This window comes from Alteromonas sp. ASW11-130 (assembly GCF_026183735.1).
GTDB lineage: Bacteria > Pseudomonadota > Gammaproteobacteria > Enterobacterales > Alteromonadaceae > Alteromonas.
In genome coordinates this window covers 1-738 of the sequence record NZ_JAPFRE010000034.1, presented here as the reverse complement: position 1 = coordinate 738, position 738 = coordinate 1, and the positions used below count along the sequence as shown (strand labels likewise).

Annotated in this window: 1 rRNA gene; it reads left to right on the top strand. The window is 48.2% G+C overall.

Going from position 1 to position 738, the window contains the following annotated elements:
- Positions 1-211: 211 nt before the first annotated feature.
- A 23S ribosomal RNA gene (locus OPS28_RS12375) occupies positions 212-738 on the top strand; the annotation flags it as partial.

Sequence of the window (738 nt, the reverse complement as noted above, 5' to 3'; positions counted from 1 at the left end):
TCCATCCTTTTAGGTTGTCGCAACCTTTGGGTATTAACTAATAGCTATGGAATCTTATGAGTCATGTCAATAAGAGGAAATAGCGACGATTAAGGTTCTGAGCAAGCGGATACGACGAGCGCAGGCGGGAGCATACAGTAGTATGTGACCAACTAAGCGAGGAAGAGACGCGCAGCACAGGTTCTTAAGCGGAAGCTATTTAGGGTTGTATGGTTAAGTGACTAAGCGTATACGGTGGATGCCTTGGCAGTTAGAGGCGATGAAGGACGTGTAAGTCTGCGAAAAGCTGTGGTGAGCTGACAAAACGCATTTGAGCCACAGATGTCCGAATGGGGAAACCCACCTGTTTACAGGTATCTTATAGTGAATACATAGCTATAAGAGGCGAACGAGGGGAACTGAAACATCTAAGTACCCTTAGGAAAAGAAATCAACCGAGATTCCCCTAGTAGCGGCGAGCGAACGGGGAGCAGCCCTTAAGCTGCATAAGAAGTAGTGGAAGCCTCTGGGAAGTGGCGCGATACAGGGTGATAGCCCCGTACATGAAGAGTCTTATGCAGTGAAATCGAGTAGGTCGGGACACGTGTTATCTTGACTGAATATGGGGGGACCATCCTCCAAGGCTAAATACTCCTAACTGACCGATAGTGAACCAGTACCGTGAGGGAAAGGCGAAAAGAACCCCTGTGAGGGGAGTGAAATAGAACCTGAAACCGTATACGTACAAGCAGTGGGAGC